The sequence below is a fragment of the Bacteroides sp. AM16-13 genome (assembly GCF_003602705.1).
GTDB lineage: Bacteria > Bacteroidota > Bacteroidia > Bacteroidales > Bacteroidaceae > Bacteroides > Bacteroides xylanisolvens.
This window is the reverse complement of the sequence record NZ_QTLK01000006.1, coordinates 206,004-232,052: the sequence shown is the minus strand read 5'-3', so window position 1 is coordinate 232,052 and position 26,049 is coordinate 206,004. Positions and strand designations below refer to the sequence as shown.

Genomic DNA, 26,049 nt, shown 5'->3' with positions numbered 1-26,049 from the left:
GTTTTTTGAAACATTCTTGTAACTTTTTTGTAGCCCTCGCGTGTTATCTTTGTGGTGGACAAAAAAACTAAGAGGAGGCAGAGTTATGAATAGCAGTATTTTCGAGCAACGTAGTCGTTTTGCCATGATTGGCGCATTGATGGTTATTATCAGCCTGCTGTTTTTATTCTACATGGGAAGTTCTTTGGTAAGCTCTACCAAAAAATATCTGGAGCAGATACAAGGGATAGAGATCATTTGTATCGACACAGACGAATAAAAACAAGCAACCGAAAGGTAGGATAACCCGGGGGAAATTTGTATTTTTGCCGGAAGAAAAAACAGACCTTATGGAAGAAAAGAATAGAGCCTGGAAAACGGTGAGTAGTAAATATCTATTTCGCCGTCCGTGGCTGACTGTGCGTTGCGAAGATATGTTGCTTCCCAACGGTAACCATATCCCCGAATATTATATTCTTGAGTATCCCGACTGGGTAAATACGATTGCCATTACAAAAGATGGTAAATTTGTTTTTGTCCGCCAGTACCGTCCGGGAATTGAACGAACTTGTTATGAACTTTGTGCCGGTGTCTGTGAGAAGGAGACGCTTCACCGTTAGTGTCCGCCCAACGTGAATTGTGGGAGGAAACAGGCTACGGAAAAGGAAACTGGCAGGAATATATGGTGATTTCCGCTAATCCGAGCACTCATACCAATCTGACTTATTGCTTTCTTGCTACAGACGTGGAACTGATAGACCATCAGCATCTGGAAGCTACTGAAGATATTAGTGTACATCTGCTTACATTGGAAGAGGTGAGAAGCCTGCTTGATAAGAACGAAATTATGCAAGCGCTGAATGCTGCTCCATTGTGGAAATATATAGCAAATCTGTAATATCGTTTGGAATTCTGTAGAGAAATAATAACTTTGGAGAAAATTTAAATTATCTAATTATGAAAACTATATTATGGAGTATTCTTTGTTTGGTTCTCTCCGGATGGGGAAGTATGCAAACGGTGTCAGCGCAGGACTTGCAAGAGATGGAAAAGAACTTGTCCGCTATCAATGAGGATTTGAATCAAAAGACAAAAGAATATAGTTGGCAGCTTGCGGCGGCTTATGCAGATTATTGTGAAGCAAACAATAAATATATAAGCTGGAACGACTTGCCTTATCTACAAACAGTTGTCGAATATGAACGGCCTGCTTCTTTGGAAACTTACCGACTGGCGCATAAAGCCAGTAAAGATGAATTGGATAAGTTTCTAAATACATATAAGGAATATAAGGATCTGACAAAGAAGCAGAAAGAAGCAGTAACCAAGGAGGAGAAGGATGCTGTATCGACTGCTTTTTCTGCATTCTGGAAGAAATTGAGAAGTGAAGAAAATCCTTATAAAGATTTGTATTATGCCGAACGGAAAGCGATCAGCAAATATCGGGCGGAAGCTTTGCGGTATGTGATTGCCCATTATAAAGAAAAGAAGCAGGAGATTCCGACTTCTTATATAAAATATGCTGAACAGTCTTATTTATTGCAGAAAGGTTCTGCTTTGGAGTTGTTGCAGAAAGAAATAAACGCATTGGAAAGTGTGCAGAGAGAACTTGTTCAGAATATAACAAGAGCAAGGTATGGGTTGGGTAAGACTGAAGATAAATAAAAGAGAGTTTCACACATAATTGATTAAGGTAATACGGGATGGAGAAATCCTTTTCTATACTGGGAGGTCTGGACTGAAAAGTTCAGACCTCTTTATCTTTCCCCTCAAGTACGTATAGAAAAGTTCTTTCCCCTCCTATGCAAACTTCTTTTGCATAGGGAGAAAACTAGTTTAGGGCATAAGGTAAACTATAACCGAAGGTTCTGATTATATAACTGGAAGTTTTGATTACATAACTGAAGCTTTCAGTTTTATAACCGGAACTTGCGGTTATAGTTTGAGGTAAGGGGAAAGTAACTTTTCCCCAAGAGAAAAGCAAGTTCTCACCTTATAGAAAAGAACTTTTCTAGTTATACTTTGGACGATAGGTAGTAGCGATTCGGGAATAGTGGTGTATGTTTGTTCAACGTTTATTCCAATACAAAAATAATAGTTTCATTTACAGGCGCCCAATCATAAATGAATTTGGCATGGGAAGTTGCATTTCGTACGCACATGTGCGAACGCGGTGTCGTTCCTAACGACGGACTATATTCTATCTGTGTCTTGCGGGGAGCATTGACCGGTACTCCGTGAATATAGGCTCCATCCGTGAAACGACTCGCATAAGGAGCATAACCTCCTGTCTCTTTCGAACCGTCTTTTAGAAATACCATCTTCGCTTTCTTTTCCTGTAATACAAACATTCCTAAAGGAGTTTCCTGTGCATACGGCGGCAGGTGGCGTCCCGTAGTGGAAGGATTCATGCTGCGAACCATCCATTGCCCTTCTCCGCTACGTTCGAGAGCAGCGATATTCTGATTGTGGCGGTCTACGAAAACAGCTTTGTTAAAAACAATCGTATCTCCGATTACTTTGACATACTTTTTAGGAATCATCCATTCATCTCCGGTAAACATTGGTTCTGCTTTTATGAATTTTTCCCCATCTTCGATAAAACGGGTTAGTTCTCCATCCTGGCCGTAGCGTTCGGGCACTAATGTGTCGGTCAACAAATAAAGCGGAACGGATTGGTAACGTTCTATGCCGAGAGTATCCGCCACCCGTCCGTAAGCGTTTCTTTTGAAATTCTTCACAAGCGGTGCTTCTCCATTCCTATTTTTGTAATTTTGGAGAATTGCCCAAGTGGAAGGCTGCAATTGTATATTTTCAAGCAAAGCCAGCCGTTCTTTGATTTTGTCCCATTGAAACTGCCGGGTAGTGTCTTTATAAGGATAGGTGTCCTCCAATGTATATTGGTCATACAATAAATCTTTGGTGATTTGTATTTGCTCTGCTGTGAGTTTCTTTTCAACAGGTTTAACCTCGGGTTGAGTTATTGTATCTTGCGACAGCGAATCTGTCTGTTGTTGTTCATGTACAGGAGAAATCTCCCCTGTACGCGAAGTGCAGGAGTAGAAGACGCAAGAGGCAATGATGAGGCCGGATGCTATTCTATTCATATTATTTATACAGTGCATTTGATGGTTCGTTTACGAATATACATCATTATAAGGAATAATCCTTTTGTTTTGTTTAAAAAGTAGGTGACAAATATACTTTTTTGCCATACAGTGCAAGTTGTCAGTCATTTTGTCAGTCTATTTCTGACAAAGAATCATTTATTTACTTTGGCACGCTTTTCGCAATGACTTTAGCGTTCCGCCTGAAAGACGGTGGATAACATCTACAATTAAATGTATAACTAAAATATAACAAGTAACTATGAACATTAAACCATTAGCAGACAGAGTGCTTATCCTCCCTGCACCTGCAGAAGAAAAAACAATTGGTGGTATCATTATTCCTGATACAGCAAAAGAAAAACCTTTGAAGGGTGAAGTTGTGGCAGTAGGTCACGGTACGAAAGATGAAGAGATGGTATTGAAAGTAGGCGATACAGTTCTTTATGGTAAATATGCCGGAACAGAACTTGACGTTGAAGGTACTAAATATCTTATCATGCGTCAGAGCGATGTTCTCGCTGTTTTGGGTTAATTAATAATAGTAAATAGTAAATCTTTAAATAGTAAATAAAGAGATGGCAAAAGAAATATTATTCAATATCGATGCCCGTGACCAATTGAAAAAAGGTGTCGATGCTTTGGCAAATGCAGTAAAAGTAACTCTGGGCCCGAAAGGACGTAACGTTATCATTGAGAAGAAATTCGGTGCTCCGCACATCACAAAAGACGGTGTGACAGTAGCAAAAGAAATCGAATTGGCAGATGCTTACCAGAACACTGGTGCACAGTTGGTAAAAGAAGTTGCTTCTAAGACAGGTGACGATGCCGGTGACGGTACAACTACTGCAACCGTTCTTGCACAAGCTATCGTAGCTGAAGGTTTGAAGAACGTAACTGCCGGTGCTAGCCCGATGGATATCAAACGTGGTATCGACAAGGCCGTTGCCAAAGTGGTAGAATCAATCAAGGATCAGGCTGAAACTGTAGGTGACAACTATGACAAGATTGAACAGGTTGCCACTGTATCTGCAAACAATGATCCGGTAATCGGTAAATTGATTGCTGACGCTATGCGTAAAGTTTCTAAAGACGGTGTGATTACTATCGAAGAAGCAAAAGGAACAGACACTACTATCGGTGTAGTAGAAGGTATGCAGTTCGACCGTGGTTATTTGTCTGCTTACTTCGTGACAAATACGGAAAAGATGGAATGTGAGATGGAGAAACCTTACATCCTGATCTATGACAAGAAGATTTCTAACCTGAAAGATTTCTTGCCTATCCTCGAACCTGCTGTACAGACTGGTCGTCCTCTGTTGGTAATTGCAGAAGATGTAGATAGCGAAGCGTTGACTACATTGGTAGTAAACCGTCTGCGTTCTCAATTGAAGATCTGTGCTGTGAAGGCTCCGGGCTTCGGCGATCGTCGTAAAGAAATGTTGGAAGATATCGCTATCCTGACAGGTGGTGTTGTTATCAGCGAAGAAAAAGGTTTGAAACTGGAACAGGCTACCATCGAAATGTTGGGTACTGCTGACAAAGTTACAGTTACTAAAGACTATACAACTGTTGTAAACGGTGCAGGTAACAAAGACAGCATCAAGGAACGTTGCGAACAGATCAAAGCACAAATCGTGGCAACTAAGTCTGACTATGACCGCGAGAAATTGCAGGAACGTCTGGCTAAATTGTCAGGTGGTGTAGCTGTTCTCTATGTAGGTGCTGCTTCAGAAGTGGAAATGAAAGAAAAGAAAGACCGTGTGGACGATGCTTTGCGTGCAACTCGTGCTGCAATCGAAGAAGGTATCATCCCGGGTGGTGGCGTAGCTTACATCCGTGCAATCGACGTTATCGAAGATATGAAGGGTGACAATGCTGACGAAACAACCGGTGTTGAAATCATCAAACGTGCCATCGAAGAGCCACTTCGTCAGATCGTTGCTAACGCTGGTAAAGAAGGTGCGGTAGTTGTTCAGAAAGTACGTGAAGGCAAGGCTGACTTTGGTTACAACGCTCGTCTGGACATTTACGAAAACTTGCATGCTGCCGGTGTAGTAGACCCTGCTAAGGTTGCTCGTGTAGCTTTGGAAAATGCAGCTTCTATCGCTGGTATGTTCCTGACTACTGAATGTGTAATTGTAGAAAAGAAGGAAGATAAACCTGAAATGCCGATGGGCGCTCCCGGAATGGGAGGCATGGGCGGAATGATGTAATTCCAGCTTTCGCTTAAGAATATATAAAGAAGATAAGAACCACTTTCCCTGATAAGGGGAGGTGGTTCTTTTTTTGCATTCCTGCAACATCTCTGCCTTCAATTTGTTCGATTGTTGGAATACCCTTATATTTATTGTCTAATTTATTAATAAATCGAGAGATGTTGAAAGTAGTAACATTTATGAAGCAAGTAGCCCGTGGGCTACAGATGGAGGGAAACTTTGGTACTGCCCATGTATACCGTAGCAGTCTCAATGCCATCATTGCTTATTGTGGGAAAGAGGATTTCACCTTCCATGAGGTGAGTCCGGAGTGGTTAAAAGGGTTCGAAGTGCATCTTCGTAGTCGTGGTTGTAGCTGGAATACTGTCTCCACTTATTTGCGCACTTTTCGTGCAGTTTATAACCGTGCCGTCGATCTTCGTAAGGCACCTTATGTGCCTCACTTGTTTCGTTCTGTTTATACAGGTACTCGTGCCGATCATAAACGTGCGTTAGGTGAGGAGGATATAAAGAAAGTATTTGCCAGGTTATCACAGGCTTTTGTCGGTTCTCCGTCATTACGCAAGGCACAGGAATTATTTATCCTTATGTTTTTATTGCGCGGTTTACCTTTTGTCGATCTCGCCTATTTGCGTAAAAGTGATTTACGTGACAATGTGATTACATATCGCAGACGTAAGACAGGCCGCACCTTGTCGGTGACTCTAACTGCAGAAGCGATGATTCTGGTAAAGAGATATATGAACCGTGACAGTTCTTCTCCTTATCTGTTTTCTTTGTTAAAGAGTCGTGAAGGGACTCCGGAGGCTTATCGTGAATATCAGTTGGCATTGCGCACATTCAATCGTCAATTGATGTTGCTGGGCGAATTATTGGGATTGGGTGATAGATTGAGCTCTTATACCGCCCGCCATACCTGGGCTACGACAGCTTATTATTGTGAGATTCATCCGGGTATTATTTCCGAAGCAATGGGACATTCTTCCATCACTGTAACCGAAACGTATCTGAAGCCTTTCAGGAATAAGAAAATAGATGAAGCTAATAGACAGGTCGTTGATTTTGTGAAGCGTACTATTAGTGGATTAATCGCTTGATAAATAGCCTGTTACTTTGTAGGTAACGGGAATAAATACCGGTGCAAATATGAGCATATTTCTTAAAACAACCAAACGAAATCACACATTTTTTCTAATAAACCGTTCAAAATAGGAATAGGATAGATAAAACACGCGGATTCTTTGTATTAGGGCTTTGTTAACGTCTAAATTTTGCACAAGATTTCCCCTCCCCGCTACTTGTTTCCAAAAGCAGGGGTAAAAATGTTTCGTAGTATATCGTATCATTTTTCAGTATTGACTACTCCCGAAGAGCAGGCACAAAGGTTCTTCCGTTACCTACAAAGTAACGGGCATGCTATTATTGAAACTTAGTGTTTAATAATATATTATTAATGTAATTTTTAAGTAGTTATGAAAAGAAAATTTGTAAAAGTGATGTTCTTCGGGGCGTTGGCACTTTCTACTGTCACCTATGTAGGCTGTAAAGACTATGATGATGACATCGACAATCTGCAAACACAGATTGACGCAAACAAAGCCAGCATTGCCGATCTGCAGAAGTTTGTGAATGAAGGCAAATGGGTTAAATCCGTTGAAGATGTTGCTGGAGGTTTCAAGATCACATTTGATGATGGAAAATCTTATTCTATCGTTAACGGTACCAATGGAACTAATGGAAAAGATGGCGTTGATGGAACTAATGGAACTGATGGAAAGAACGGTACTAAAGTTACTATTGGTGCTAATAACAATTGGTTCTTTGATGGAATAGATTCTGGTCAATCTGCTGTTGGTCCTAAAGGTGATAAGGGAGACGATGGCAAAGACGGAGAAAATGGTAAGGATGGAGTAAACGGGAAATCTCCTCGTATCAGTGCTACCACCGGATGCTGGGAAGTTTATAACACAGAGACTGGAGCATGGGAATCTACAGATATAGTAGCTAATGCAACAATCTATATTACTGAAGTTGCTGGCAATCCATTGATTTGGGAACTTCATGTACGTGAATTGAAGTCTGACGGTACTTATGCTGAATCTTCTGTAACACTTCCTAAAGCAGGTTCTATTGTTAGCATGGATGCTGTTAGTGTAGATGCTAATGCAAAACTGACACTTGGAAGTACGATTACATTATTCTGCGGAAAAACAACTGCTAAGGTTGATTTTAACGGTCATAAGTATGCAGAGAATGAAGTTCTTGTCGCTTCTGGCTCATCTAAAATACAGGCTTTGATTAATCCGGCAGATGTAAATGTGCAACTTTATAATATAGGTTTGACAGACTCTAAAGATAATCAGTTCTTCCAAATTCTAAAAGGAAGTATTCAGGAAAATATGACTGAAAAACCTTTATCTCGTGCTGCTGGTGATAAAACAGCTAATAAAGGTGTTTATGATATGAATGTCACTTTCAATAAGGATGCTGATAACTTTGATTTGGCAAATATTCCTGCAAAAGGTTCTTATGCTCTTACTACCCGTGATCCTTTTGGAAATGAAATTATTTCTAAATATGATGTGACAATTAATGTGGATCAGTCAGCTCCAACTTTGAGTAATGCTACTGCAGAAGCAATTATCAATACAGCTTGTGACTTGAACGCATTGATGCCGGGTACTGATAAAGTTGTTGATTGCAAATATTCTTTAGCCTTGACTAGTGATCCAGGCGAATTGAAAGCTGAAAACATTACTTTGTCAGGATCAACCATTACTGCTAAGAGTGCAGGAACAGCTACTATTAAAGTAGAATATCTGAAAACAAATGGTGAAGTGGTTAAAGAAGCAGCTGCTCCTACATTGAAGATCACATTTAAGTATTATGCTGATCCTGTAGTTTTAGGTACAATGAAATGGACTGTAAATGCTGCTCCTAGTAATACTGCTGACATTGCTCTTACTGACGAAGTGAAAGCACTTTTCAATCAGACAGGATATTCATTGGACGCAAATCCGACTATCGGCTTTAAGAACGATGTTGTGAAGGTGAATGGAGCTGATGTGACCTATGATTCACAGAGTATTACACTTGCTTTGGTTGATAAAAATGCTGGTGTATCAGGAGCTACAACTAAAGATTGGGTGATTCGTGCAACCTTTAAACCTGAATCGGTTTGTGCTACTACACATACTGTTTCTGTCAATGTAAACAATGCCAATGGTTCTTCTGCACTGGGCAACGAAGTTGCAAAAGTTCTTAACTTTGAGATTGTAGTTAATCCGTTCGAAGGATTTAAATGGGACGGAAGACGTCTGGCTGGCTACTTTGACGGTAATAAGGGAACTGCAACCGGTGTTATAAGCGGAACTGGTGTAAATCAGAAAGTTACTTATAACTTATATGGTTTGTATTCTGCTGAAACTAAGAGTGATGCAGCATCTTATATCAAGTTTGATGAAGAGACGCCTCTTCCAGAAGGCTTTACTAGCTGGTTTGCAAATGGTGGAAGTAAAACTACTGGTGATATCGTAGTTGCAAAAGCTCCTGCCAAAGGTGGTGTAGGCGTTGCTCGTACTATCAAAGCTATTTATAGTCCGTTTAATAATAGTAGATTGGAAAATATTACAGATGAAATCAGTCTGACTGTTGTTTCTGGATTAGGAACTTTGAAATATAGTGGTGCAAGCAAGGAAATCAAGAATGAAAGTGGAACTACTATTGAAGCCAAAGAATTTAAGATCGCAGACGTAGCTAATGGTAGGGATCTTGCATTGAAAGATGCTAAAGTAACTTTAGTTTGGACTGGTGACAAGAATGCTCAAGACTATTTGGATATGTCAACATTGGCAAGTTGGGATGGTCAGAGCACACTGACTGTGAAGAAGAAAACTTCTGCACAGATTGTAACAGCTCAAACTTGCAAACTGACCTTGACTGCAACTGATGAATGGGGTGTAACTCATGCAGCAACTGTAACAGTTGTAGTCAATAAGTTTGAGTAATAAAAATCAAACCCTTCTTCACCTTGTGTGAAGAATACGCCGAGAAGAAACAGAGTGAAGGATTTGGCTTGTGAAAGTCAATCCTTCCAATTCTGTTCTTCTTATAGAAAGGGATACCTCCCTTATTTCCCACAGGTATCCCTTTTCTTTATTTCATAACGTCTCCTTATTTGCACTAGAAACCAATTTGCTAGTCCCTTATTTCCCTATAGATTAAGGAGACGTTTTGAGAATATAGAAAACCCGGGCTTGCGAAAGTCCGGGTTTTCTTATTAGTCTTTATTTATCGGATTGAATAAGATGAAAGTCCTCATCATACAATCCCACGAGTAAACTTTGTCCTTTATCATCTACTTTCAGTCCGCCATATACAGCTTTTTGATAAAGAGTATCCTGTCCTTCTTCAAAGAAGAAAGATTCGGCGCCGAGGAAGAGGCGTCTATTTATTATTTTATATTTGATGACTAGCTCATTGTCGTTTACAGGTTCCAACGTGTTTTGTAATCGTACAATTTCTCCTACCTGATTACTGTCAGTTCGGAGTATGGCATAACCGCGTGTGTCGGTTTGCTTATCTGGCAGATCTGATGAGGCTTCCTTGTAGTTAAGTCTCATATAGTCTCCTTGCATAAGAGAGCGGGGATCGACGGGGGCTAGCTGCAACAAAACCAACTGTCCGTCTTTCAAGGTTTGCTCTTTCTGATAAACCGACCAGTTGAAATACCCCAATAGCAGTATCAGGTTTACGATAATCAATATTCGGCTATACTTTTTCATGTCTTGTTCTTTTTTGAGTGAAGAAATACCAGGCTGTAATACATGCAATTCCGATGAAGAAAAGCGTTATGGATTTGGTAAGCAGGCTCAAATTCAAATCATAATAGTATTTGGAAACAGCATAGATAAAGAGAAGGAGCGAGGCAGCACACTCCGCTTTGTAACCATAATGGAAACATATTAAAATCAGTAACAAGCTACCGGATAAATAAGGAGCAAACACGGTGGGCAGACAGATAACAATACAAAGAATGTAGATACCAACCTGATTCACCGGATGATCTACTTTCATGACCTGCATGATTCGTTGAACCATGATAGGAATTCCGATCCATATACAAACAGACAGTATGCAGGACACAAGCCAACTATTTGTTTCTGATATCATGTAATTGATTGATAATCCTCCCAGTGAGACGATACCGGATACGAATAATCCGAAATGAAATGATTTGTATTTGGAAAGGTAATTCTCTGTTCCTATACACTCAAACAACTTGTTTTCAAAGATGTTGATAAATAGAAACACTCCAAGGATAGGGACTACGGCTATTTGCAAGGGATAAAATGAAGAAAAGACATGGGCAGCTTCTCCGAAGAAAGATATATTAAACAGAATGACTGAAAGAAAGGGGAGAATAAATCCTCTTGATAATAAGAATGTGAGAATACTGATTCCCATAAGTGTAATGAAGAGGAGATTAATGCTGGCATTTATACCGAAGCCAATCAATACACATCCGGCTATGTATAAAGTGATGTTCATTGCATCCAGAAAAGACCGGACTACCATGCGGCTGATTGTTAGCGTAGTGAGAATTAATATACTTCCGGCAATCAGGCAAGAAATATCGGAGCGGAGGATTCTGGCAAATGCCAGAAATCCCAAAAAGAAAATAGCCGTCAGGATTCCTCCGATAATGGATACGACTTGAATAGTGAGGTTATGCTTCTGTGCCATACCATTGCTTTTTTAGATGAAGAATGATGTAAATGAGCAAAGTTGTTCCGGTGATGACAATAACTCCTCCGTAGAAGAATATTTGAACATCCCTAAGATCGCTTTGTGATATGAATGTAGTCAATAGAATCATTAATGCGGCAAACGGAATGATAGCCAGATAGAACAGGCTTTTTACTTTCCATCCATACCAAAGTCCCGCAGAGAATAGAAGGACGGTGCTTATGAGGGGAACAGACAATATAGCGTTCTCTTCGCAGATTGCCATCATTAACAGAAAACTGGTGTGTATAATGGTAGCCAGTGAAAGAAGACTGACAAACCAACGATTGTTTCTGTCTAAATGACCTTTTGTGCTCATCCATTCCGTGATGATCGTTGCCAAGGCGCATATCCAGGTTACTGCATTGGCCAACAAAGTCATTTCCCAAGAGTTGGTATTAGCTATCTGTATATTGTACAACCATATCGTAGTGCAAAGTAATCCGATGAACGTCAGCCATAACGGAGCGAAACGGATAGCAACCGCCCAGAGAATGGTGAAAAGAGTCCACCCCAGGAAAAGATCGTAAGCATCGGCTCCCGTTTGGTAGATTTGTCCGAAGACGGCGAAAAGCGTACCTATCAGGAACGTAGCTCCAGTCAGGAGAATCTGTTTGACGAGCTTATTCCAACGGGTGAATGTAGCGAGCAGGACAGAAGCTATTAATAACACCTCTACTATTCCTAACTTTGCAAATTTAGGTAATTCATCCCAGTTGTAGGCAAAAAAGAAGATAATGCCTGCCACTGTAAAACCAACGCCCACTGCCAATAAAAAAACAGAAAGAAATTGATTCCATTGTTTTTTATCAGCGTACAGTGCTTGTCGGGATAAAGGCGAAGAGTCGGTCTTTTCCATGTGTTTTTACTTTTTGATGATTACAAACATAAGAAAATAAAATGATTATCACCTCAAGATAGACTATAAAAAGGTATGACTTACCTTATTGCAATAGACAATAATAGCAAGTCATACTTTGAGAGAGGTAATGAAAATATTAAAAATAGAATAACTTAAAATACCTCCCGTATATGTTTAAAGTTAGAATTGATCGTATCAATCACTTCTTGTGAACGGCCGTTGATTAACAACTTATACATTGACTGCGCAAAGCCCACCATTTGCCCGAATTCAATTTTAGGAGGCATGGCTAGTGCGTTCGGATCGGTCATGATATTAACAAGTACCGGACCATCCAACTCGAATGCATTCAATAAAGTAGTCAACACTTCTTCCGGATCGCTGACATTAAACCCGGTCATTCCCATTGCTTCGGCCACTTGGGCGAAGTCAGGATTCAACATATTCGTTTGCCAGTCCGGCAATCCGTCTACTTCCATTTCCAACTTCACCATTCCCAATGAACGGTTGTTGAATACGATGATTTTAATCGGCAACTTATATTGTACAACGGTTTCCAAGTCTCCTAAAGTCATCGATAATCCGCCATCTCCGCAAAGCGCAACCACCTGACGATCCGGATAAGCCAACGCGGCACCGATAGCTTGCGGCAACGCATTTGCCATCGAACCATGATTGAAAGAACCCAGCATGTGGCGTTTGCCCGTTGCTTGCAGATAACGTGCTCCCCATACACAAGTCATTCCCGTATCTACCGTAAACACAGCATCGTCCGAACTTAGTTTGTCTATTTCAGACATCACATATTCGGGATGAATCTTATTTACGCCCCCTTTATCTTCTGTGTAAGCGGCCAAGTCCTTCTTTACTCCCTCGTATCTTTTGAGTTGTTTCAGTAAGAAAGAATCATCCGTTTTCGGATTCAGCATACGCAATAAAGACTGGATGCTAAGTTTGACGTCTCCACAAAGTCCGATATCCACCTTTGCGCGACGTCCCAGACGTTCGGGCTTTATGTCAATCTGGGCTATCTTGATATCATCCGGCAGGAAAGCAGAATATGGAAAGTCAGTGCCGAGCATGAGAAGCACTTCAGCTTCGTGCATACTGTAATATCCCGAAGGCATTCCCAACAATCCCGTCATACCCACTTCATACGGATTCTCATATTGCACCTCCATCTTTCCTTTGAAAGTATATACCACCGGAGCATTCAGCTTCTCGGAAAGCGCGATTACTTCCTCGTGAGCTCCCCGGCAACCGATGCCGCAGAAAAGAGTGATACGTGTATGTTTGTTTAGCAAGTCGGCTAATTGAGCCAAATCTTCTTCCGACGGGCAAACTTCCGGTGGGGCAGGATAGTTCCGGACCGACGAGTCGACAGCAACGGCAGAAGCTTTTGCCAAGTCTCCCGGCAGCCCGATGACGGACACCCCTTTACGGGTGACAGCCGTTTGTATGGCCGATTGGAGCATACGTGGAAATTGCTTGGGAGTAGTGGCTACTTCATTATAATAACTGCAATCGTTAAAAAGTTTGATTGTATTCGTCTCCTGAAAATATTCCGTGCCGAATTCTCCGGTAGGAATCGTAGAAGCGATGGCGATTACCGGTGCCCCGGAACGGTGCGCGTCATACAAACCGTTGATAAGATGAACGTGTCCCGGTCCGCTACTTCCCGCGCAGCATCCCGGACGGCCGGTCAGTTGTGCTTCTGCAGCAGCGGCATACGCTCCTGTCTCTTCATGGCGCACATGTATCCATTTTATTTGATCGTTTTTTCTGACTGCTTCGTTTACCTCATTCAGACTGTCGCCTGTTACGGCGTAAATACGTTCAACTCCGGATTTAACCAAAGTATCTATCAGTTGTTCTGCTATTTTTTTTGCCATAGCTGTAATTGGTTTAGGATTGATTTTTATGTAATAACAGATGTCTGCAAGGAAAAGTTCTAATTTAACATATGCTAATAACGCCTTTGTGTCGGGACACATCACCGCTTTTATGTTAAAAATAATTCTGTAACAACTTTTTAGTAAAGACGTATAAACAAATGCAATATCCTTTTGTTATCTTTATAGGCGAAATCTTAACCTAATGTATTAAACCTCTTAATTACTCTAGAAAAATGAATAGAAATGAAATCGGTATAAATGCCGGTAAGGTTTGGCAACTGCTTAGCAATAACGAGAAGTGGAGCTACGGACTTCTGAAGAGAAAATCCGGGTTGAAAGATAAAGAGCTGGGTGCCGCTTTAGGGTGGTTGTCAAGAGAGAACAAGATTGAGTTCGATCAGTGTGATGAAGAACTCTATGTATATCTCTGTGTGAATGTTTATATTGGCTAAAAGAATTTGGCACTTTAACGAAAACAGCAGAATCTCCGGAGGGATGACAGCCCGGTCAGCCCTTCGGAGATTCTCGTTTTTTATCCTTTTTCCTTTTAATGTATCTTCCTTTCAATTGATTTCCGGAAATAATTCTGTTACTTTGCATCACGAATTAAAATGCAAGAAACAATGAGAAGTTTTGCCTCTGACAATAATTCCGGTGTGCATCCGTTGGTAATGGAAGCCTTGAACCGGGCCAATATAGACCATTCTTTAGGATATGGCGATGACAAATGGACGGAAGAAGCCGTAGCGAAGATTAAAGAAACCTTCACCCCGAACTGTGTCCCTTTGTTTGTATTCAACGGAACAGGCAGCAATGTGGTAGCATTGCAACTGATGACCCGCCCGTATCATTCTATCTTTTGTGCGGAAACTGCTCATATCTATGTCGATGAGTGTGGCTCTCCTGTGAAAATGACAGGTTGTCAGATTCGCCCGATTGCTACTCCTGACGGTAAACTTACCCCGGAATTGATGCAACCTTACCTGCACGGTTTCGGCGACCAACACCATTCGCAACCTAGAGCTCTCTACATCTCCCAATGTACGGAACTTGGCACCATCTACACTCCCGAAGAGTTGAAACGCCTGACTGACTTTGCCCATCTGAATGGTATGTATGTACACATGGACGGAGCCAGAATAGCCAATGCCTGTGCCGCCCTGAATCTTTCCCTTAAAGAACTGACGGTGGATTGTGGAGTCGATATTCTTAGTTTCGGCGGAACGAAGAACGGACTGATGATGGGAGAGTGCGTGATTGTATTTAATAAAGACCTGCAACCGGAAGCCCGTTTCATCCGTAAGCAATCCGCCCAGCTCGCTTCGAAGATGCGTTACCTCTCTTGCCAGTTTACGGCATACCTCACTGACGACCTTTGGCTGAAGAATGCCAGCCACGCCAATGCGATGGCTGCCAAACTTCGTGCGGAATTAGAGAAACTGCCCGAAGTCACTTTTACTCAAAAAGCCGAGAGCAACCAACTATTCCTCATCCTGCCCCGCCCGGTTATCGACCGGATGCTGGAGTCTTATTTCTTTTATTTCTGGAACGAAGAGAAGGATGAAATCCGTTTGGTAACTTCTTTTGATACGACAGAAGAAGATGTTGACGAGTTTATAGGACTTTTGAAACGTTAAAAAGGAAATTCAGGACAACAAAAGCCTCTGAAACTCTGTTGTAATAAGAAGTTTGAAACTAACTTTGTCCGCAAAGTTTTCTACTTCTTATGATTATGAATACTAGACAGAACAGGCTAATCATATTCGCGCTTTTGTTGTTGACACAAACCCCGTTGGGCGCACAGCTGCATTCTACTAAAATTGAACTGCCGGAGGATTCTATATCTGCAACCATGGAAGATTCCATTCCGGCAAAGCGCAGCTTCTTTAAAAAGTTTCTTGATTACTTCAATGACGCCAATAAGGAAAAAAAGAATAAAAAGTTTGATTTCAGTGTGATAGGTGGTCCTCACTACTCCAGTGACACCAAGTTCGGACTCGGACTGGTGGCAGCCGGACTATATCGCACCGATCGGAACGATTCGCTTCTTCCTCCCTCCAATGTCTCTCTTTACGGAGATGTGTCGACGGTCGGCTTCTACCTGTTGGGAGTCCGTGGGAACCATCTGTTTCCGCAAGACAAATACCGCTTGAATTACAATCTCTATTTCTATTCTTTCCCCAGCCTGTATTGGGGACGGGGATATGACAATGGAGCCAACTCTGATAATAAAAGCGACTATAAACGTTTTCAAGCACAGGTGAAAGTTGATTTTATGTTCCGGCTGGCAAAGAACTTCTACATCGGCCCGATGGCTATATTCGATTATATCGACGGACGGAACTTTGATAAACCGGAACTATGGGAAGGAATGGCGGCCCGGACCACCAATACCAGCTTGGGGCTTTCCCTCCTTTACGATTCACGTGATTTCCTGACAAATGCATTTCACGGCTACTACTTGCGGATAGACCTGCGATTCAGCCCGGCTTTTCTCGGCAATAAATATGCGTTTAGCAGCACAGAACTGACTACCAGCTATTATCAGCCCGTATGGAAAGGCGGAGTGCTGGCAGGACAATTCCACACATTGCTCACCTATGGCGATACCCCGTGGGGATTGATGGCAACGCTGGGAAGCTCTTACTCCATGCGCGGATATTACGAAGGACGCTATCGGGACAAAGGAGCAATGGATGCGCAAATAGAACTCCGGCAACACGTCTGGAAACGGAATGGAATAGCAGTATGGGCAGGAGCGGGAACGATTTTTCCACGACTCTCCGAGTTTACTCCGAAGCATATTCTGCCTAATTATGGTTTCGGTTATCGTTGGGAGTTTAAGAAGAGAGTAAATGTACGTTTGGATTTAGGGTTTGGCAAACACCAGACCGGATTTATTTTTAATATCAATGAAGCTTTTTAAGAATATAAAGAATTGGTTGGAGAATCAGGAACATCTGTTTTATCTGTTCCTCTTCATCTTGATAGTACCCAACCTTGTGCTCTGTTTGACAGAGCCTTTATCGTTGATGGCAAAGGTGTGTAATGTGCTTTTGCCTTTCGGCTGCTATTATCTGTTGATGACTTTGTCGAGAAACTGTGGCAAGATGCTTTGGATTTTATTCCTGTTCCTGTTTTTCGGAGCCTTTCAGATTGTATTGCTTTATTTGTTCGGCCAGTCCATTATCGCTGTCGATATGTTTCTGAACTTGGTGACTACCAATTCGAGTGAAGCCCTCGAATTGCTTGATAATCTCACACCTGCCATTATTGCTGTCATCATACTCTACGTACCTGCCCTGATATTAGGGACCATTTCAATTGTACGCAAGCGGAAACTCACGGCAGAATTTATCCGCAGAGAACGGAAGAGAGCCTCCATAGTCTTTGGAATCTCCCTCCTTAGCCTTGTCGGAGCATATCTGCAGGACCCGGGATATGAGTTGAAGTCCGATTTATATCCGCTGAACGTATGCTATAACGTAGGTCTAGCCTTCCAACGAACCGCCTTGACGCAGAATTATCACCATACTTCGAAGGACTTTACTTTCCATGCCCTGCCTACGCATCCGAAAGAGAAACGGGAAGTATATGTAATGGTCGTAGGAGAAACCTCCCGTGCCCTGAACTGGCAACTGTATGGTTACGAACGTGAAACAAACCCGCTCTTATCCCGGCAACCGGGTCTGATTGCTTTCCCGAAAGTACTGACAGAGTCGAATACGACACATAAAAGTGTCCCCATGTTGATGTCGGACGCTACCGCCTGCAACTACGACTCTATCTATCATCAGAAAGGAATCATCACTGCCTTTAAAGAGGCAGGTTTCCGGACAGCCTTTTTCTCCAACCAACGTTACAACCATTCGTTTATCGACTTCTTCGGAATGGAAGCCGATACGTACGATTTTATAAAAGAAGATTCTGTCAGTTCCTCCTATAATCCTTCTGACGACGAACTTCTGAAATTGGTGGAGCAGGAACTGGCTAAAGGTGCGACGAAACAATTTATCGTGCTCCACACCTACGGTTCTCACTTTAATTACCGCGAACGTTACCCGTCGGAAAGTGCTTTCTTTACGCCCGATTATCCGATGGAAGCAGAAAGAAAATACCGGGATAACCTGGTCAATGCCTATGACAACTCCATCCGTTACACGGACGGTTTCTTGTCACGCCTTATCCACATGCTGGAAAAACAGCAGATAGATGCCGCCATGCTCTACACTTCCGATCATGGTGAGGATATTTTCGACGATTCCCGCCATCTGTTCCTCCACGCTTCTCCCGTACCTTCTTATTATCAACTTCACGTGCCGTTCCTCATCTGGATGTCCGACAACTACCGTGAAACCTATCCCGAACATTGGAAAAATGCTGTGGATAATAAGGATAAGAATATTTCTTCCAGCAGCTCTTTCTTCCCGACCATGTTGTCTTTGGCCGGAATAGAAACTCCTTACCGGGATGATTCGCAATCTGTAACGGTTTCGCACTACGTCCTAAAACCGAGAGTTTATCTGAACGATCACAACGAACCCCGTCCGCTGGATGATTTGGGTATGAAGAAGCAAGACTTCCAGATGCTGGAAAAGAGGAATATCAAGTATTAAGTGTCACGTATTAGGTATTTAGTATCCAATATTAGCCATGCGGCTCAATTTCTAAGCAGCTTCGGTTAATACTTGATACTTAATACCTAATACTTAATTAATCCTTGTTAATTTTTGCATCCAAAAGCGGGATTGGCGTGTTATTTGCCGTATGATGTATGAACGATTAAATTCATAAAACATGGCCTATATAGATTATTACAAGATTCTTGGAGTAGACAAAAGTGCTTCGCAGAATGATATCAAAAAGGCTTTTCGTAAGTTGGCCCGAAAGTATCATCCTGACTTGAATCCTAATGACCCGAGTGCAAAGGATAAGTTTCAGGAAATCAATGAAGCCAATGAAGTACTAAGTGACCCAGAGAAACGTAAAAAGTATGACGAGTACGGAGAACATTGGAAACATGCCGATGAATTCGAAGCGCAGAAACGTGCACAGCAACAAGCCGGAGGCTATGGCGGTGCGGGAGGTTTCGGCGGATTCGGTGGTGCAGGTCAAGGTTTCTCCGACGGTAACGGAAGTTATTGGTATAGTTCCGATGGAGAGGGATTTTCCGGTGGCAATGCCAGTGGATTTTCAGATTTCTTCGAATCCATGTTCGGACATCGGGGAGGAAGAGGACAAGGCTCTGCGGGATTCCGCGGACAGGACTTTAATGCCGAACTTCATCTTTCCCTTCGTGATGCTGCTCAAACGCATAAGCAGATATTGACCGTCAATGGTAAACAAGTGCGTATCACCATCCCTGCCGGTGTAGCCGACGGACAGGTAATCAAACTGAAGGGCTACGGAGCCGAAGGTGTCAACGGAGGACCTGCGGGCGACTTGTACATTACGTTCGTGATAGCCGAAGACCCGGTGTTCAAACGCCTGGGCGACGACCTGTACGTAGATGTGGAAGTAGACCTTTACTCTGCTGTATTGGGAGGTGAGAAAGTAATCGACACGCTGGACGGTAAAGTGAAACTGAAGATAAAACCGGAAACGCAGAACGGTACGAAAGTCCGACTGAAAGGTAAAGGATTCCCGGTTTATAAGAAGGAAGGACAATTCGGTGACTTGATTGTGACCTATTCCGTCAAGATTCCTACAAACTTGACCGACAAACAGAAAGAGTTGTTCCGTCAATTACAGAGTATGAACTAAAATGAATGAGCACTATGCAGACCGAATTAATTATTGTCAGTGAATACTGTCACAAATGTCATATTGAGCCTTCATTCATCGACTTGTTGGAAGAGGGCGGTTTGATTAACGTACATACCGAAGGCGGCGAACATTATCTGCTTTTGTCGGAACTCCCGAACGTGGAGCGTTACAGCAGAATGTACTACGACTTATCCATCAATATGGAAGGGATCGATGCCATTCATCATTTACTGGAAAAGATGGAAGATATGAGACGCGAAATGAGTTCGCTTCGCAAACAACTTCTGCTGTACCGGGAACGGGAAATAGAAGATATGGACTGGTAAAAAAATAGAGCCTCTGTTTGATCCGAACAGAGGCTCTATTTATAGTAAACAGAGGCTCTGATTCACTCAATCAGAGCCTCTGTTTTTTCAGGACGTTTGCATGGTTGTCAACTTATCCAATATACGTACAAATCTCTTCCAGATAGCGTGCGTCGATGGTGTCGAAACTATCTAGTTCATCACTGTCAATATCCAGCACTCCAATGACTTCACTCTGTTGGAGGATCGGTACTACTATTTCCGATTTCGAGTCCGAACTACAAGCAATGTGTCCGGGAAACTGTTCTACGTCAGGAACAATCAGTGTCCGGGCCTCTTTCCAAGCTGTGCCGCAAACTCCTTTGCCGAGGCGGATGCGGGTGCAGGCAATGGGACCCTGAAACGGACCCAGTACGAGTTCATCCTCTTTCACAAGGTAAAAGCCTACCCAAAAGAAACCGAAAGTCTGTTTGAGCGCTGCTGCAACGTTGGCAAGGTTAGCTATGAGATCCGTTTCCGTACTTACCAGAGCGTGTAGTTGCGGAAGTAACTCCCGGTATTTATCTTCCTTATTTCCTGTGCCGATGATTAAATTCTCTGCCATCTCTTTTCTATTTGATTTGGTTCAGGATGCTCGGGTCTTTTATCTTATCGTCTTCTGCAAAGAAGATAATCTTAGTCAAGATCTCGGCTGTCTTCGGATCTTCATCTACAAAAGGCAGGAACAGGCGTCCGCGATTTTGCGAATGTACCGGAAGAACGGCAATTTGCGCGCCGCCTTCCTGATGGATCACGCCGCTGCCCAGATGGATATTGTACTTACCCAGTTTGCCTTCGATGTGAGCGAAACTTCCTTTTATCGTCACGTTCTTGAAATGGAACAACGGCATTGTCAGTTCCACCAGCACGCTGCGCATCTCGATGGTAGAGTGGCTGGTTTCCGGATCGACGCTTCCGGCATGGGCTACACTTACTGCCAAGTCTACGTCTCTCATCACTTCCGAGAAGATGACAGGAGGAATCTCCGAGATTTTCATCAGCTTGTAGTCCTTGCGGTTGTGGAAGCAGACATATTCTAACGTCGGAGCTTCGATGTCGGCAGGAGAGAACCAGTCTGCCATCGCATAGATGGTGGCGATGATGTTCTCTTTGTAATAGATCTTTTGCAAACCGTCTTCGTAGTCGGCTACCCAGCGACGGCCTTTCAGTACGGCAACCGTTTTCTGCGGTTGAATCTGATTGCCGGCATAACGGCGGGATTGAGTGGCTTCCACTTCTTCCGGAGTCGGAACGTAGAGTTCACGGAACACCTGTTTGAAAGGTTGGCGGATTGCTTTGTCGAACAGGAATTTCTGATAAGCGTGCCAGTCACCGCTTGCGTACAAGTCTGTGGGATGGGCGATGCGTAACTCGTCTTTCGGTTTTAACGGTAGGCAAACGGCATTCACAGTCACCAGCAATCCGTCGGTGTAGAAGCCCGTCTGTCCGTTACAGATAAAGACAAGATGTCTCAACAATGGCCAGATGACAGGGTTCTGCATCAACTTGCGCAATTCGCTTTCTTCAAAACGAGTACAGTCTTCCATCGCCTGTTCCAGCATCACGCGGGAGCGGGTATACTGGTCTTTCAGCTTTTTGTGTACCGCTTTCAGTTCTTCTATATACGGATGCTTTTTCAGTTTGGCAGGCATACTGTTGAGCTCTTTGCCGTCTTTGATTTGTTTAATCTCCGATTTGCCTTCCTCGTTGATTTGCACGTACACTTCTACGCCGTCTATCTCTTTGGGAGACAGGTAGGGGAGAAGTTCTTTGATTAGTTCCGTTTCCATGCTCCAGGTCAGACGGGTAACGTCTCCGTAGCCGGAGTTACGCGCCAGATTTTGCAGGGCGATGTTTACCGCTTTCTTTTCGCTTTCCTGCCTTTGAGCACCGAACTCCTTACTCTCTTTTAGGAACTTTTGCAGGTATTGATAACGATCCAGCAGTTCTTTGTCCGGTTTCCGTCCCAATGGGATGAGGCCGTAGCTCATCAATAAGTCTTTGTTGCGTTTGGCAACTATTTCTTTCTTTACATCTGCCGCCTTCACTGCGCCGTTGGTGGCATCGGCAAACTTGCGGGCACGGGTATGGCTATTGCTGCATGAGATATATTTGGCGGCATTGTAGACCACTTCGAAGCGTCGTTTGCCAATTGTCTTAAATGCATCCCTGAACCAGTCGATATCAAAAGCACCTTCCCGCAAGTCTTCCACGTCGATAGGAGTGTAACGGGCGATGATTGCTTTTTTCTTGTCGTCACATGTTTCATTGGTATGGGCGTGGAAATAATAGGCGGCACTTGTCAGTCCTTTCCAGCCTATTGCCTTTTCGGTCAGTTCAATCCATTGCGGAGCGAACATGGCGGCTTCTACCAGTCGTTCGTCACTGATTTCGGCTTGCTTCGCCAGTTTCTTCAGATTTTCGCTGGTATCTGTCGGCAGGGGATGGCAAGCATGGAGCAAGCTGCTCAATACACCTCGTTTGGTGCTGCCCCAGTTGTAGCTGTCGCGTATGAACGTATCTTTGCCGAACGCTTGCAGAATGTGGATAAATGTGTCCGCTCCATAAATATAACTTAGTTCTTCCGCAAGGCTGGTAACTTGTGTCTCGGAGTCTCCCCGTTTCAGTTCGATTTCAAGAATCCGGTCTACTATCTTCTGTGCAAGAGAACGGAAGAGAGAGAAATCGACGTTTTTGATGTCGGCGTATCTTTCTTTTTCCTTATTGAAACGAACGTTGTCGTTCAATACCGTGGTGATTGCCTTGATCTGGGCGGGCGAACTGATGCGTCCCATCATTTCGCGGTATACTTCTTCTGTCGGGATGATTCCGAGCATCCATGCACGGGCGAAGTCCGTGGCATGAAGGTAAGAGTCTGTTTCTTCCAGTTCGGGGGTGTGCTCCATGTAGTTGGTGAGCTTGTAAAGTTGATAGCGCACCGTGAAGTAGCGGATAAACAGATCATCACTCATGGGCTTTTGAGGCATTTCAAGCCAGAAATTCACGAACTTGTTGTTGTGTATCGGATAAACGATCTCTTTTTCTCCATATTCCAGTTTGTCCCGAAGCCATGCATGCTTGTTGGTGTACTGGCGGAAAATGTTTTTAGTATTCAGCAAAGGCAACAGTTGGAGCAGCATATTGACAGCCAATCGTTGGTAGACTGCTTCGTCTTTATACTCGTATGACAATGCTTCGATAATATCACTCATCTGTTCGTAGTACGGCATCTTGCGGAGTTCCTTCTGCAATCCGCGGTAAGTGATGCCGGCATACATCCGGTTGACAAGTGGCTCGAAAGTGTTGCTTGATTTCTGGTCTGCCTTGATGTCTTCTTCATCCTCTTCATCGTAGTCGTCATCGTCTTTAGGTGCGCCTGTCGATGCAAGCATGAAACTCATCATCAGTAATTTGTCATAGCTTCCTATTTCTTCTTCGTAGAAGGCCTTCCACAGCTCCGGGAAACCGAGTCCGCTCAATCCTCCGTAGTTGCTCCAGTTTATCAGGACACTGTTGCCTACCAGGCGTGCTTCTCCGTACCCATTCTTGAACTCTTCATTCTTATAGATTTCGATGTATTTGCTTAGTTTTTTAAATACGAGTTTAGCCCTTCCGAAACAAATGAATTCGAATGCTTTTTTCACGTTGAATCCTTTATCTTGGGTAATCTCCGGCAGATTGACTTCAAGAGCCGGGTCGTACAGACCGAAGCCGTTATCTTTGGTATAGTGCTGTGCGGTGTTCTTTTCCGTTCCGTCTCCAATCAGAGATTCTATTAACACTTTTTCTTTCGCGTTCGGTTTCTGAATTTCTTTGACGGTAGGGATTAGTTCCTGATAGGTATCTTGCAGAAATTCTACGTTGTGAATAGTCTTCATCATATCCAATCCGGCCAGGCGGCGTTCGGCCACCTTGTCTGTTAGTAAGCGGCGGATACTGCCGGACAATTGTTCTTTCGGCTGTTTCATCAATAGATTGATGGCGTTGATACGCATCTCACTATATTTGAAGCGCAGCAACTCTTCTACTTTCTGATTCTGTTTGGGCGACAAAGTCATCTCGGACAATACTTTGTAGGCTTCGTCACGAACGTCCTGCGAACGGTCGCCCAGTGATTGCAGCACATATTCTTCCTGTAAATGGCTGGTCGGGGGATTTAATACGACGCCGATATAGCCTGCCCGCATATAGGTATCCAAAGAGGGCAGACAGGTGCAAAGATCGTCTTTCAATGCAGAATCGTTGGTCATCCAGGTGATATACGCCATCTTGAGAATGATTTCCGAACGGGTGAGCTCTGCACTTTCCCATGGGAATACGTATGGAGAATAAATCTCTTTAGCAGAGATGGACTGATAGACGTTCTTCAGATAGTCATAATGGCGGATCGCTTCTTCTTTGCTATCAAAATAATCATGGAGCGACGGGGCGTCCTTATGTCCTCCGTACCGGCTAAGATAGAGTCCGGACAGATACAGTGGCAGGATAGCCGCCACTACCGACGGTTCGTTATACCATTTTTCAAAAGCATCTTTACTGATACGGTGGTTCATGCCGGAGTATTGCGTACAGCGTAAAAAGTAAAGTAAGGTCTGCACCTGATATTTGGCACCGTCTTTAATTATTCCCGGAACAAGTGCCTGGATTTCTTCCGTATTATAGAATCCGATACTCCATAGAGCCAGATAAAGTTCGACCGTATCTTTGCTTTGAAGGGCTTTGCGTGCTTGTTCCCGGTCGTTCAGAAAACGGCGGATCAGTTCCACATATTTGTTGGTGATACGCTCGCTGCTGTCTTGTTCTCCGATACCCGTACAGACTGCAATGCCGCGTTTCACGGAGGCAAATCGTTGTAGGCCGTTGTTGCAGATCACCGAGAACAGATGGAGATAACTTTCGGGGCATCCTTCGTCCATCGTTTCCACGATAGCCTGACGGAGACCTTCCTGCAGTTTGGCTGCCAGCAGTAACTTCCCTTCCAGTTCCAGCAACGGGCGGTAACCGCTCACGGCGATAGCCTGGAGATGTCCCTGGTTGAGGCGGTTGGCATTATTCTCGCTGGTCAATACGTTGTTGAGGTATTCAATGACAGTTTGGTTGCCTTCTGCTATTTGGGCGGCCATCCAGTTTTGACAGTTCATCGCATCCTTGTATGTTTCTATTTCTTCCGGAGTGTTTCCTCCGTTCAGTATGGCTTGTTCGCTGAATCCGGTGGCACGTAGTTTTAGAAATTCCGTCAGCGCATCTATGATGTGACTGAAATGCAGAAGGGGATTCGCCGACCGCTGTGACCGGCGCGAATATCCATGAGTGTACGGACACCGTGCTTTGAGCTTCAGATAGGTGTGGAACAGGTTGGCATATTCGTCTCCCAATAGATAACGGAGCACTTTGTTCAACTTTCCGTCGAAAAGATTGGCAACACTTTTTATCTTCTCTTCCTGAATAATATGTATGATGCAAGGCTCTAGTTTATCGCTGTATGTGCCATACCGGGTATCCATGTTGAAGTATTGCATAAATACATCCAACAGTGTCATTGTCTCTTTGTCTAAACTGGTTCTCTTTTTCGTTAACCTTTCCAGGTACGGAGCAATCCGTTTGTTTAATGCGTCATTATAAATGAGTCTCATGATTATTTTCGTTTTAAGTGTGTTTATAAGAAAATGATTACCAAAGTCTTCCCGACAGCATAGCCAATCGGATGAAGGTGATGGTAGATTCTTCTTTGAGTCCGGTGGGAGAGGATAAGTCTTCAGTTTCCGTATCGTCAATGAAGATACGGAAAATTCCGTCCTCGTAAGATTGCAGGGCATTGGTGATTGCTTCTACTTCTGCGGCAGGTTTGCCGTTATAGTTTACTGCAAAACCAACCTTGCCGGAAGTTGCTTTATTTTCCACTTCTTCCTGTGTGAGGTATTTCAGTACTTCGCTTTGTTGCAAGCGTTCATTATATTCACAGACTTGCCAACTGACGATGGCTTCAATCAACCCCTGTACATCGACAGGCGGAACAGGAAAATCGACAGGAATCTTTTCGATATTGCACTTTCGCTTTCCTAACTGTTTGACTTGGACATATACTCTCAT

General features: G+C 43.3%; 20 protein-coding genes and 1 pseudogene. 13 read left to right on the top strand and 8 right to left on the bottom strand.

Annotation, left to right across the window (positions count from 1 at the left end; all coding sequences use genetic code 11):
- Positions 1-85 precede the first annotated feature (85 nt).
- The 3 genes and pseudogenes from DW173_RS23930 to DW173_RS06845 all read left to right on the top strand — a co-directional run bounded on the left by DW173_RS23930 (position 86) and on the right by DW173_RS06845 (position 1,644).
- Entirely contained in the window at positions 86-259 is a 174-nt protein-coding gene (locus tag DW173_RS23930) for a hypothetical protein (RefSeq protein ID WP_199722823.1), read from the top strand.
- 70 nt (positions 260-329) lie between these two features.
- A pseudogene (locus tag DW173_RS06850) lies at positions 330-877 on the top strand (NUDIX hydrolase).
- Between the two features lie 59 nt (positions 878-936).
- Positions 937-1,644, top strand: coding sequence for a DUF5039 family protein (locus tag DW173_RS06845; protein WP_120144123.1), 708 nt, complete (start codon positions 937-939; stop codon positions 1,642-1,644).
- A gap of 410 nt (positions 1,645-2,054) precedes the next feature.
- Here the strand turns inward: DW173_RS06845 and DW173_RS06840 are convergent, their stop codons facing one another.
- On the bottom strand, positions 2,055-3,104 hold the full coding sequence (locus tag DW173_RS06840) for a L,D-transpeptidase (RefSeq protein ID WP_120067371.1): 1,050 nt from the start codon (positions 3,102-3,104) through the stop codon (positions 2,055-2,057).
- A gap of 244 nt (positions 3,105-3,348) precedes the next feature.
- Between DW173_RS06840 and DW173_RS06835 the strand changes: the two genes are divergently transcribed.
- The 4 genes from DW173_RS06835 (at position 3,349) to DW173_RS06820 (ending at position 9,312) form a co-directional block, all read left to right on the top strand.
- Complete coding sequence (locus tag DW173_RS06835; RefSeq protein WP_004314007.1) at positions 3,349-3,621, top strand: co-chaperone GroES; 273 nt, start codon at positions 3,349-3,351, stop codon at positions 3,619-3,621.
- Between the two features lie 43 nt (positions 3,622-3,664).
- Entirely contained in the window at positions 3,665-5,302 is a 1,638-nt protein-coding gene (gene groL / locus DW173_RS06830) for a chaperonin GroEL (protein WP_120144122.1), read from the top strand.
- A 161-nt stretch (positions 5,303-5,463) separates the two neighbouring features.
- Entirely contained in the window at positions 5,464-6,402 is a 939-nt protein-coding gene (locus DW173_RS06825; RefSeq protein WP_120144120.1) for a tyrosine-type recombinase/integrase, read from the top strand.
- Positions 6,403-6,777: 375 nt separating this feature from the next.
- A complete protein-coding gene (locus tag DW173_RS06820) occupies positions 6,778-9,312 on the top strand; it encodes a hypothetical protein (RefSeq protein ID WP_147402050.1) in 2,535 nt (844 codons plus the stop codon).
- Between the two features lie 279 nt (positions 9,313-9,591).
- On the opposite strand, the gene DW173_RS06815 is transcribed toward DW173_RS06820, so the two are convergent.
- The 4 genes from DW173_RS06815 to DW173_RS06800 form a co-directional block, all read right to left on the bottom strand.
- Positions 9,592-10,089 (bottom strand): GDYXXLXY domain-containing protein, encoded by a 498-nt coding sequence (locus DW173_RS06815; protein WP_120144116.1) that lies wholly within the window; start codon positions 10,087-10,089, stop codon positions 9,592-9,594.
- Entirely contained in the window at positions 10,076-11,050 is a 975-nt protein-coding gene (locus DW173_RS06810) for a DUF4401 domain-containing protein (RefSeq protein WP_120144114.1), read from the bottom strand. The genes DW173_RS06815 and DW173_RS06810 overlap by 14 nt, the downstream gene beginning before the upstream one ends.
- Positions 11,034-11,951 (bottom strand): DUF2157 domain-containing protein, encoded by a 918-nt coding sequence (locus DW173_RS06805; protein WP_120144112.1) that lies wholly within the window; start codon positions 11,949-11,951, stop codon positions 11,034-11,036. The genes DW173_RS06810 and DW173_RS06805 overlap by 17 nt, the downstream gene beginning before the upstream one ends.
- Positions 11,952-12,106: 155 nt before the next feature.
- Entirely contained in the window at positions 12,107-13,846 is a 1,740-nt protein-coding gene (locus tag DW173_RS06800) for a thiamine pyrophosphate-dependent enzyme (RefSeq protein ID WP_032842260.1), read from the bottom strand.
- 236 nt (positions 13,847-14,082) lie between these two features.
- On the opposite strand from DW173_RS06800, the gene DW173_RS06795 reads away from it, so the two are divergent.
- The 6 genes from DW173_RS06795 to DW173_RS06765 all read left to right on the top strand — a co-directional run bounded on the left by DW173_RS06795 (position 14,083) and on the right by DW173_RS06765 (position 19,941).
- The gene (locus DW173_RS06795; RefSeq protein ID WP_120067363.1) at positions 14,083-14,301 is read left to right on the top strand and encodes a winged helix-turn-helix domain-containing protein; all 219 of its coding nucleotides are present in this window, start codon (positions 14,083-14,085) and stop codon (positions 14,299-14,301) included.
- Positions 14,302-14,472: 171 nt separating this feature from the next.
- A complete protein-coding gene (locus DW173_RS06785) occupies positions 14,473-15,486 on the top strand; it encodes a threonine aldolase family protein (protein WP_118407329.1) in 1,014 nt (337 codons plus the stop codon).
- Positions 15,487-15,575: 89 nt separating this feature from the next.
- Positions 15,576-16,775 carry a BamA/TamA family outer membrane protein gene (locus DW173_RS06780; RefSeq protein WP_199722822.1) on the top strand — a complete coding sequence of 400 codons (1,200 nt, stop codon included), beginning with the start codon at positions 15,576-15,578 and terminating at the stop codon, positions 16,773-16,775.
- On the top strand, positions 16,762-18,465 hold the full coding sequence (locus DW173_RS06775; protein ID WP_120144102.1) for a phosphoethanolamine transferase: 1,704 nt from the start codon (positions 16,762-16,764) through the stop codon (positions 18,463-18,465). The genes DW173_RS06780 and DW173_RS06775 overlap by 14 nt, the downstream gene beginning before the upstream one ends.
- A gap of 181 nt (positions 18,466-18,646) precedes the next feature.
- Positions 18,647-19,612: a DnaJ C-terminal domain-containing protein gene (locus DW173_RS06770; RefSeq protein WP_007748510.1), complete on the top strand. Its 966-nt coding sequence runs from the start codon at positions 18,647-18,649 to the stop codon at positions 19,610-19,612.
- A gap of 14 nt (positions 19,613-19,626) precedes the next feature.
- A complete protein-coding gene (locus DW173_RS06765) occupies positions 19,627-19,941 on the top strand; it encodes a chaperone modulator CbpM (RefSeq protein WP_008025905.1) in 315 nt (104 codons plus the stop codon).
- 112 nt (positions 19,942-20,053) lie between these two features.
- Here DW173_RS06765 and DW173_RS06760 read toward each other — a convergent pair whose 3' ends face one another.
- Genes DW173_RS06760 through DW173_RS06750 form a run of 3 tightly spaced genes read right to left on the bottom strand, consistent with a single transcriptional unit; the run spans position 20,054 to position 26,049 of the window.
- On the bottom strand, positions 20,054-20,524 hold the full coding sequence (locus DW173_RS06760) for a GAF domain-containing protein (RefSeq protein ID WP_009039291.1): 471 nt from the start codon (positions 20,522-20,524) through the stop codon (positions 20,054-20,056).
- Between the two features lie 7 nt (positions 20,525-20,531).
- The gene (locus tag DW173_RS06755; RefSeq protein WP_120144100.1) at positions 20,532-25,592 is read right to left on the bottom strand and encodes a DUF4132 domain-containing protein; all 5,061 of its coding nucleotides are present in this window, start codon (positions 25,590-25,592) and stop codon (positions 20,532-20,534) included.
- 37 nt (positions 25,593-25,629) lie between these two features.
- Complete coding sequence (locus tag DW173_RS06750) at positions 25,630-26,049, bottom strand: hypothetical protein (protein ID WP_004314240.1); 420 nt, start codon at positions 26,047-26,049, stop codon at positions 25,630-25,632.

Excerpts from the sequence above, each read along its gene's own strand:
- DW173_RS06775 (WP_120144102.1), top strand. The coding sequence starts at position 16,762 with ATGAAGCTTTTTAAGAATATAAAGAATTGGTTGGAGAATCAGGAACAT.
- DW173_RS06750 (WP_004314240.1), bottom strand. The coding sequence starts at position 26,049 with ATGAGAGTATATGTCCAAGTCAAACAGTTAGGAAAGCGAAAGTGCAAT.
- DW173_RS06810 (WP_120144114.1), bottom strand. The coding sequence starts at position 11,050 with ATGGCACAGAAGCATAACCTCACTATTCAAGTCGTATCCATTATCGGA.
- DW173_RS06840 (WP_120067371.1), bottom strand. The coding sequence starts at position 3,104 with ATGCACTGTATAAATAATATGAATAGAATAGCATCCGGCCTCATCATT.
- DW173_RS06795 (WP_120067363.1), top strand. The coding sequence starts at position 14,083 with ATGAATAGAAATGAAATCGGTATAAATGCCGGTAAGGTTTGGCAACTG.
- DW173_RS06805 (WP_120144112.1), bottom strand. The coding sequence starts at position 11,951 with ATGGAAAAGACCGACTCTTCGCCTTTATCCCGACAAGCACTGTACGCT.
- DW173_RS06785 (WP_118407329.1), top strand. The coding sequence starts at position 14,473 with ATGAGAAGTTTTGCCTCTGACAATAATTCCGGTGTGCATCCGTTGGTA.
- DW173_RS06845 (WP_120144123.1), top strand. The coding sequence starts at position 937 with ATGAAAACTATATTATGGAGTATTCTTTGTTTGGTTCTCTCCGGATGG.
- DW173_RS06765 (WP_008025905.1), top strand. The coding sequence starts at position 19,627 with ATGCAGACCGAATTAATTATTGTCAGTGAATACTGTCACAAATGTCAT.
- DW173_RS06760 (WP_009039291.1), bottom strand. The coding sequence starts at position 20,524 with ATGGCAGAGAATTTAATCATCGGCACAGGAAATAAGGAAGATAAATAC.
- DW173_RS06780 (WP_199722822.1), top strand. The coding sequence starts at position 15,576 with ATGATTATGAATACTAGACAGAACAGGCTAATCATATTCGCGCTTTTG.
- DW173_RS06815 (WP_120144116.1), bottom strand. The coding sequence starts at position 10,089 with ATGAAAAAGTATAGCCGAATATTGATTATCGTAAACCTGATACTGCTA.
- DW173_RS06770 (WP_007748510.1), top strand. The coding sequence starts at position 18,647 with ATGGCCTATATAGATTATTACAAGATTCTTGGAGTAGACAAAAGTGCT.
- DW173_RS06835 (WP_004314007.1), top strand. The coding sequence starts at position 3,349 with ATGAACATTAAACCATTAGCAGACAGAGTGCTTATCCTCCCTGCACCT.
- DW173_RS06825 (WP_120144120.1), top strand. The coding sequence starts at position 5,464 with ATGTTGAAAGTAGTAACATTTATGAAGCAAGTAGCCCGTGGGCTACAG.
- groL (WP_120144122.1), top strand. The coding sequence starts at position 3,665 with ATGGCAAAAGAAATATTATTCAATATCGATGCCCGTGACCAATTGAAA.
- DW173_RS06820 (WP_147402050.1), top strand. The coding sequence starts at position 6,778 with ATGAAAAGAAAATTTGTAAAAGTGATGTTCTTCGGGGCGTTGGCACTT.
- DW173_RS06755 (WP_120144100.1), bottom strand. The coding sequence starts at position 25,592 with ATGAGACTCATTTATAATGACGCATTAAACAAACGGATTGCTCCGTAC.
- DW173_RS06800 (WP_032842260.1), bottom strand. The coding sequence starts at position 13,846 with ATGGCAAAAAAAATAGCAGAACAACTGATAGATACTTTGGTTAAATCC.
- DW173_RS23930 (WP_199722823.1), top strand. The coding sequence starts at position 86 with ATGAATAGCAGTATTTTCGAGCAACGTAGTCGTTTTGCCATGATTGGC.